Source organism: Novosphingobium sp. ZW T3_23 (genome assembly GCF_044987305.1).
GTDB lineage: Bacteria > Pseudomonadota > Alphaproteobacteria > Sphingomonadales > Sphingomonadaceae > Novosphingobium.
The window spans coordinates 1-573 of the sequence record NZ_JBJDRF010000157.1 but is presented as its reverse complement, the minus strand read 5'-3'; the positions used below and the strand labels follow the sequence as shown (position 1 = coordinate 573).

Annotated in this window: 1 protein-coding gene; it reads right to left on the bottom strand. The window is 62.8% G+C overall.

Features of this window, described 5'->3' with window-relative positions; all coding sequences use genetic code 11:
- On the bottom strand, positions 1-481 hold a 481-nt coding region (locus ACI3K3_RS25795), incomplete at its 3' end, for an ATP-binding protein (protein ID WP_404918981.1).
- Positions 482-573: the final 92 nt, after the last annotated feature.

Below are 573 nucleotides of genomic sequence, written 5' to 3'. Positions count from 1 at the left end.
CCTTGGCGAGGCTTTTCATGCGGGCGGCGATACGGCCGTCTCCTTTGGCCAGCGTGAGCTCGTCGATCAGCCGCGGCAACCGGGTGTAGAGGACGAAGCGGTTATCACGGCAGGCCTTGTGGCCGATCGCACAGGCCAACCAACTTTTGCCGATGCCGGTCGGGCCGATGATGGCCAAGTTTTCGTGCCTGGAGATCCATTCCCCGGCCAGCAGCGTTTCGAAGAGCCGGCGATCAAGGCTGCGGCGCGTTCGATAATCAACATCCTCGGGCACGGCGCGGTGCCGCAGCTTGGCATGTCGCAAGCGCAGAGCGAGGCGTCTGTCATTTCGGTAGGTGGCCTCATGGTCGAGCAGCAGCGCCAGCCACTCGGCATGGCTGAGGCTGGCTGCATCGTCGTTGCTTTCCATCTCGGCAAAGGCCTTGGCCATGCCGGCCAGGCCGAGCTGGCCCAGAAGGTCCAGAGTGGGATGCTTCAGCATTCTTGCTCCTTCAGTTGTAGTAGCTTGAGCCGCGGATGTTGGAGTGGATGATCGGCTCTTGCTCGGGGGATTGGGGAACGGGCACCTGGTCG